Annotated in this window: 4 protein-coding genes and 1 pseudogene; 2 read left to right on the top strand and 3 right to left on the bottom strand. The window is 70.8% G+C overall.

Annotation, left to right across the window (positions count from 1 at the left end; genetic code table 11):
* The coding region (locus ACJ8AT_RS18940; protein WP_407739167.1) for an AMP-binding enzyme at window positions 1–598 on the top strand (598 nt) is incomplete at its 5' end.
* Window positions 595–1,872 carry an MFS transporter gene (locus ACJ8AT_RS18935; RefSeq protein ID WP_407739166.1) on the top strand — a complete coding sequence of 426 codons (1,278 nt, stop codon included), beginning with the start codon at window positions 595–597 and terminating at the stop codon, window positions 1,870–1,872. The genes ACJ8AT_RS18940 and ACJ8AT_RS18935, both read left to right, overlap by 4 nt.
* Before the next feature lie 30 nt (window positions 1,873–1,902).
* Here ACJ8AT_RS18935 and ACJ8AT_RS18930 read toward each other — a convergent pair whose 3' ends face one another.
* From ACJ8AT_RS18930 to ACJ8AT_RS18920, 3 genes and pseudogenes are all read right to left on the bottom strand, one after another.
* The gene (locus ACJ8AT_RS18930; RefSeq protein WP_407739165.1) at window positions 1,903–4,869 is read right to left on the bottom strand and encodes an SDR family NAD(P)-dependent oxidoreductase; all 2,967 of its coding nucleotides are present in this window, start codon (window positions 4,867–4,869) and stop codon (window positions 1,903–1,905) included.
* A 107-nt stretch (window positions 4,870–4,976) separates the two neighbouring features.
* Window positions 4,977–6,497 (bottom strand): annotated as a pseudogene (locus tag ACJ8AT_RS18925) (type I polyketide synthase); the annotation flags it as partial.
* Between the two features lie 32 nt (window positions 6,498–6,529).
* Window positions 6,530–7,193, bottom strand: a 664-nt coding sequence (locus tag ACJ8AT_RS18920; RefSeq protein ID WP_407739164.1) for a phosphopantetheine-binding protein, incomplete at its 5' end; no start/stop codon positions are given.

The following is a 7,193-nucleotide window of genomic DNA, read 5'->3' as shown; positions in this document are numbered from 1 at the left end:
CGGCCTGCGTATCGAGCTGGGGGAGATCGAATCCACGCTGGAGAAGCACCCCACCGTGCAGCAGGCGGTGGTGCTGGCGCGCGAGGACGTGCCCGGCGACAAGCGGCTGGTGGCCTACGTGAGAGCCCAGGCAGGAGGGGAACCCGAGCCAGCGGCGCTGCGCGAGTACCTCAAGCAGCGGTTGCCGACGTACATGGTGCCGGCCTCGTTCGTGGTGTTGGCCCACTTCCCCATGCTGGCCAGTGGCAAGGTGGATCGGCGCAGGCTCCCGCCCCCCTCCCAAGTGGGGGCCGCTCCGGCCACGGACTTCGTGGCCCCCTCCACGCCCATGGAGTTGGAGCTGGCAAAGCTCTGGACCCAGCTGCTGGGCGTGGAGCGCCCGGGGGCCCTGGACGGCTTCTTCGTCCTGGGCGGCCACAGCCTGCTGGCGGCCCGGGCCTGCGCGCGCATCCGCGAGGAGTGGAACGTAGACCTGTCCCTCAAGGAGTTCTTCGAGAACCCCACGCTGCGGGACATGGCCGTGCTCATCCTCCAGCGCCAGGCCCTCGCCGCGGACACGGATGTCCTCGCGCAACTGCTTGAGGAGTTGGAGTCATGAATCAGACTGTTGCTTCTCCCGCCACTGGCACAGCCCCCGCCCTTGGCCTGTCCTCCCGGGGAGGGGTGCTGCGCGCGGCCGGCTTCCTCGCCTCGTCCTTCCTCTCCTCGATGGGGGACTTCCTGCTCGTCTTCTCCCTGCCCAACGGCCTGGGGTTGGAGAGGAACGACTCGCGCTACGCGGTGCTGGCCTGGATGATTCCCGCCATCTCCGTGTTCGCGGCCAGCTTCTGGCACAAGCGCGTGGTGCAGCGACACACCTCGGCGCGAAAGGACTACGCCCTCCTCCTGATGGGCATCGCCCTGTTCGAGTTGTTCGTCGCCGTGCTGAGCGCTCTGTACCGCGGCCCCGTGGCGACACTGCTCTTCGCGTGCCTGTTCCTCTTCGGCTACGCCTTTGGCAAAGAGGGAATCCCCCGCCTGCTGTACGCGGTGTCCGTGTACCGCTTCTTCGTGGAGGACAAGCACTACTCGCGCATGGCCGGCCTCAGCGATGGGCTTAACATCCTCGCGGCGCTCTCGGGCATGCTCGTGGCCTCCCGCATCGTCGCGCTCGGGGAGTGGCGGCTCGCGCTGATGTTGGACGCGCTGACGTTCGTCGTGCTGGCGGCGGCGCTCTGGTTCCTGGGCAGGGATCTCCCCCCGCCGGAGGCCGCGCCCGCTCCGCCCGCAGGACAGCCGGCCGCAGTCGAGGCCCCCACCGGCTCCGCCGTGGATTGGAAGTCCCTGCGGGCCATCGCGGTGGCGGTGCCGATGCTCCACGCCATCAACGCCGTGTATGTCAACTATCTCCCGCTCATCAACCAGACGCTGTCGCTACGCACGGCCTCGGCGAGCATCGTGCTCATCGCACTGCTGCGGCTGCCCGGCATGCTCTCGGGGTTGTTCTTCGACCGCATCCGCGCGCTCGTGCGGCCGGAGCGCATCGTCCGCTTGCAGCCGTGGCTCTACTGCGGCGCGAGCCTGCTGTTCTTGCTCGTCCCCGGGATGCCCTCCATGCTCCTGGTCTGGCTGCTGGGCGGCCTCAACGGCGGGTTCTACAACCCGGCGGACTACACGCTGCGCAACCAGCTCCAGGGCGGCGCGCTGGTGCGCTTCAACACCCTGGTGATGCGCGGCCTCGCCCTCTTCCAGCTCGCGGGCTGCCTCGTGGCCCTCTACCTCTTCTCGTTGCCTCAGCTACGGTTGGACCTGGCCGCCCTGTTTGTGGGCGCCTTCGCGCTCCTGGCCCTGCTCTTCGGGCGCTTGCTGCTGCGCCCCCAGCGGCTCGCGTAGCCGCTGGGAGCGCCCCGCCGCCCCCTCCTCCTACTCCTCGGAGGAGGGGGGCCGCGTCTCCGGCAGGCCCTGCAGCAGCGAGAGGATGTCCACCGTGGCCGTGGCCTGGGGAGCGGGCTCGGACTCCTGGCGGCCCGCGTCCAGCAGTTCCTGCACCGCCGCCGCCATTCCCTGCACCGTCGGGACCTCGAACAGCCTGCGGAACGGCAGCGACACCTGGAAGCGCTCGCGGATGCGCGAGAGGATCTGCGTGGCCAGCAGCGAGTGGCCGCCGAGCTGGAACAGGTTGTCATGGACCTGGATGGAGCGGATGCCCATCACGGCCTGCCAGATGCGGACCATCTCGTGCTCGACCTCCGTGCACGACTCAGCCTCGAGTGCCAGCTTCCCGGCCTCGGTCTCCGCCGGCTCCGGCCGGGCCTGGGGAGTGGCCGCCGCGAGCCCCTCACCGTGGACCCAGAAGGCCACGCGCGCGAGCAGCTCTCCCTTGGAGACCACCACCTGGGGCGAGTCCACCTGCGTCACCACCCGGCGGAACACCTCCGGGCTTTCGTCGGGCGCGAGGGCGAACACGTCCAGGCTGCTCTGGGTGGAGCGCCCCTCCTCGCCGGGAAAGCGCCAGCCATCCCAGGTGGCGGAGATCCACCGGGAGTCCCCGAGCTGGGCCCGCCGCGCCGCGAAGGCGTCCAGGAAGGCATTGGCGGCCGTGTACGCGCACTGACCCAGGCCGCCCAGCACGGCAGCGTTCGAGGAGAAGAGCAGACAGAAGTCGAATGCCCTGCCCTCCAGCAGCTGCTCGAGCACCCGGGTACCCTCGACCTTGGCGTGGAACTGCTCGGCCGCGGCCCGCCGCACCGCCTGCGCGTCGAGGTCGCGCAGGAGGGACAGGCTGGACTCCGACTGGGTAACGCCCGCCGCGTGCAGGATGCCATCCACGCGCCCGAACGCGGCCTCCGCGCGCGCCAGCACGCCGGCCATCGCCTGGGCGTCGGCGACATCCGCCTGCTCCACCTGGAACAGGGCCCCCTTCGCCTCGAGCTCCAGCATCTTCTGGAGCCTGCGCCGCAGCATCTCGTCGGACGTGGTGGCGGCCAGCTCCCGCCACTGGCCGCGCTCCGGGAACGGGGAGCGGCTCACGAGGACGATGCGGGCCTGGCACGAGGTGGCCAGCTGCTCGGCGAGCCAGAAGCCGATGCGCCCGAAGCCGCCGGTGAGGAGGTACACCCCGCGCTCGCGCAGCGGACGCTGGTCTGGGGAGGACTCCAGCCGCAGCGGCTCGTACGTCTGGGCCCAGCGGCGCTCGCCGCGGTAGGCGGCCATGCGCTCCGCCGTGGTGGCCATGGCCTCGCGCACGAGGAGCCCGGAGAGCGCGGCGGCTCCCCGCGTGGCGAGCACGCCCGAGACATCCACGCAGCGCACGCCCAGGCCCGGGTACTCCTGGGGCGCCACCATGCAGGGGCCGAGCAGGAGCGCCTGGGAGGGCTCCAGCGCCTCCTGGCCCGACACGTCGAACAGGCCCTCGGCTGCGACGGTGAGTCTCACCGGCAGCCCCCGGCGCGTCTCCTCCAGCGCCTGGATGAGATGGACGAGCGAGAGGTAGCCGGTGTGCCCGTCCACGGCCCGCTCCAGGGGCCACAGGTACAGCACGTGAGCCGGTGCCTCTCCCCGCTCCGCCAGCCGCTGGAGGAGCTGGCGGAGGTGCTCCGGCGAGGATGGAACGAGCTCGACGTGGTGCTCGTCCAGCTCGCGGTACTCCGGCCCCGGGCTGACGGTACGCGAGCCTCGGCCCTCTCGGGCCAGGGCCTCACTAACGGCGCCGGCGAGCGTCCGGTCCTGGCAGAACACCAGCCAGGAGGCGTGCTGCCCCTGCCTCGTGTCCGGCCGCGGCAGCGGAGTCCGCTTCCACGAGGGGACGTAGAACCAGTCAGCCATGTCGCGGCGGCGCGACACCTCGCGCGACGGATGCTCCCGCGACGCGGGCGGGGTGTACCAGTGACGCACCCGCTCGAACGGGTAGGTCGGCAGCGAGACGCGCCGCCGGCCGGAGCCGTGCAGCCGTCCCCAGTCGACTTCCCCTCCGGAGAGCCACAGCCTCGCCACGCAGGCGGCAAGCACGAGGTCATCCGGCTCCTGGGTATAGACGTGCCGGATGGTGTTCCACACGCCCTGCGCACGCTCCAGGGGCACCTGTGCCCGCACGAGCGACGTCAGCCCATGACCGGGCCCCACCTCCACCAGCAGCATCTCCGGATCCGCCAGCAGGTGCTGAAGCCCCTCGGCGAAGCGGACCGTCTGCCGCAGGTGGCGCGCCCAGTACTCCGGTGAGACCGCCTGTGCGTCGGTGATGGGTTGGCCGGTGACGTTGGAAAGGAAAGGGATGCGTGGCTGATGGAGCGCCACGCCCCGCAGGTACCCGATGAAGGCCGGGAGGATGGCGTCCAGCATCGCCGAGTGGCCCGCGCTCGTCAGGTGCAGGAGCTGGTGCTCCACCCCGCGCTCGGCCAGCACCTGGCGGAAGCCCCGCACGGCCTCCACCGGACCGGAGACCACACAGTGCGTCGGCCCGTTCACCGCCGCGAGGGAGAGCTCCGGCGGCAGCAGCGGCAGCAGCTCGGCCTCGGGCAGACGCGCGCTCATCATCTCGCCGGCGCCCACCGTCCCCATGAGCCGCGCGCGCTCGACGATCAATCCCAGTGCGTCCGGTAGCTCCAGGGTGCCCGCGAGCGTGGCCGCCACGTACTCCCCCATGCTGTGCCCGAGCATGAGGGAGGGACGGACTCCCCACTCCATCAGCAGCGTGGCGAGGGCGTACTCAGTGGAGAAGAGCGCGCAGAGCACGACGACGATGCCCTCCAGCGCACGCTCGGCCCGGGCGGTATCACCCCGGGAGAGGAGGACGTCGCGCAAGTCCATCCCGAGCCTGGGAAGGAGGAGCTGCGAGCACCGGTCGATGCAGGCGCGGTAGGTCGGCTCCGTCTCGTAAAGCTGCTGGCCCATGCCCGCGTACTGCGCCCCGCCCCCTGGGAACAGGAAGGCGACAGGACGCGAGGAACTGTCGCTCTCGCTCGAGAGGACATGCTGGGGGCGCGTCCCTCGAGGGCCTCGAGAGCCTCCTGGACACTGGTGCAGAGGATGGCGCGGCGATGGCGGAAGCGGCGGCGGCCCACCTGCAGCGTGTACGCCACGTCCGCCAGATTCGCCTCGGGGTGCTCGCGCAGGTAGCGAGCCAGGTTGGCCGCCTGGGCATCCAACGCGCGCTGCGTCCGGCCAGAGAGCACGAGCACCTGGGCCCGGCGGTGCGCGGCCGGAGCCCTCGGCTCGGGCGCTTCCTGGAGGATGACGTGGGCGTTGGTGCCTCCCAGGCCGAAGGAACTGACCCCCGCCCGCCGCGCCCTGCCGTTGGCGCGCCACGGCCGCGGCTCGGCGCTCACGTAGAAGGGACTGGTGGCGAGTTCCAGCTTGGGGTTGGGCTGCTCGAAGTAGAGGCTGGGGGGGAGGAGCTTCTCCTCCAGCGACAGCACCGTCTTGATGAAGCCGGCCACGCCTGCGGCGGCATCGAGGTGTCCGATGTTCGTCTTCACCGAGCCGAGCGCGCAGAAACCCGTGGCCTTGGTGTGCTGGCGGAAGGCCTTCGTCAGGCCGGCGACCTCGATCGGATCCCCGAGCGGCGTCCCGGTACCGTGGGCCTCCACATGGGAGATCGTCTCGGCGGCGCACCCCGCCAGCTCCAGCGCGGAGAGGATGGCCTGGGCCTGCCCATCGATGCTGGGCGCGGTGAAGCCAATCTTGTCCGAGCCGTCGTTGTTGATGCTGGTGCCCTTGATGACGGCGTAGATGTGGTCGCTGTCACGCAGCGCATCCCCCAGGCGCTTGAGGACGACGATGCCCACGCCGTTGCCGCTCACCATGCCCTCGGCCCTGGCATCGAAAGCCCGGCAGTGCCCATCCGAGGAGTAGATGCCGCCCTCCTGGTGGACGTAGCCGGAGTGCTGCGGCAGGCGGATCGCCACGCCGCCCGCCAGCGCCATCTTGCACTCGTGCATGAGCAGGCTCTGGCAGGCCAGGTGGATGGCGACGAGCGAGGTGGAGCAGGCCGTCTGCACGGTGAGGGCCGGCCCCTTGAGATCCAGCTTGTAGGCCACGCGGGTGGCCAGGAACTCCCGCCCGTTGCCGAGGTGGAGAGCCATCTGATCCATCGTCCGCGACGGCTGGAGGTCCCCGAGGACGGAGGTGGCATAGGTGCCCGAGCTGGCCCCGGCGAAGACGCCGAGGGAGCCGGCCGACTCAGGGGTGTAGCCAGCGTCTTCCAGCGCGCTCCAGGCGCACTCCAGGAAGATGCGCTGCTGCGGGTCCATCAGCTCCGCCTCGCGCGGCAGGTAGCCGAAGAACTCGGCATCGAAGGAGTCGATATGGTCCAGCACGCCGCGAGCGCGGACATACCTCGGGTCATCCAGGAGCGCCGCCGGTACCCCCGCCTGCTCCAGCTCCTTCCGGGAGAAGAAGGTGATGCAGTCCCGGCCCTGGCTCAGGTTCTTCCAGAAGGCCCGGACGTCCTCCGCTCCCGGGAAACGGCCCGCCAGGCCCACCACCGCGATCTCGACATCCTCCCTGCCCGCCTCGTCCATGCCCGGTTCATCCCTCGGCTCATCCGACATCATCACCTCGCTCCTGAGTCGTTCTTCGCGCCCCGCAGCCGCGACATCCTCGCCACCGCGTCCCTGCGGGCCTTCGTGTCCTCTCCGGGACTCAACCGGGCGGGGGCGGCCGTCCCCGCGCTGCCCGGCAGCCCGCCACCCAGCAGTCGCGCGAGCGCGGCCGGGGTGGAGTGCCGGAACAGCTCCAGGAGCGGCACGTCCACGCCTACCTCGGCGGAGAGCCGTGCGTGCACCTTGAGCAGCAGCAGCGAGTGGCCGCCCAGGTCGAAGAAGCTGTCATGCACGCCGACGCGCTCGACGTTCAGCAGTTCCTGCCAGATCGAAACAATCCTCCGCTCCAGCTCCGTCCTGGGCAGCTCCACGCTCGCCGCGACCTGCCGCGCCGGCGTGGGCGCCGGCAGCCGCTTGCGGTCCACCTTGCCACTGGCCAGCATGGGGAAGTGGGCCAACACCACGAACGAGGCCGGCACCATGTACGTCGGCAACCGCTGCTTGAGGTACTCGCGCAGCGCCGCTGGCTCGGGTTCCCCTCCTGCCTGGGCTCTCACGTAGGCCACCAGCCGCTTGTCGCCGGGCACGTCCTCGCGCGCCAGCACCACCGCCTGCTGCACGGTGGGGTGCTTCTCCAGCGTGGATTCGATCTCCCCCAGCTCGATACGCAGGCCG

Origin of the sequence: Hyalangium sp., from assembly GCF_045802625.1 — a bacterium.
Taxonomy (GTDB): Bacteria; Myxococcota; Myxococcia; order Myxococcales; family Myxococcaceae; genus Hyalangium.
Note: the sequence above shows the minus strand (reverse complement) of the source record. Positions and strands in the feature narration are given on the sequence as shown.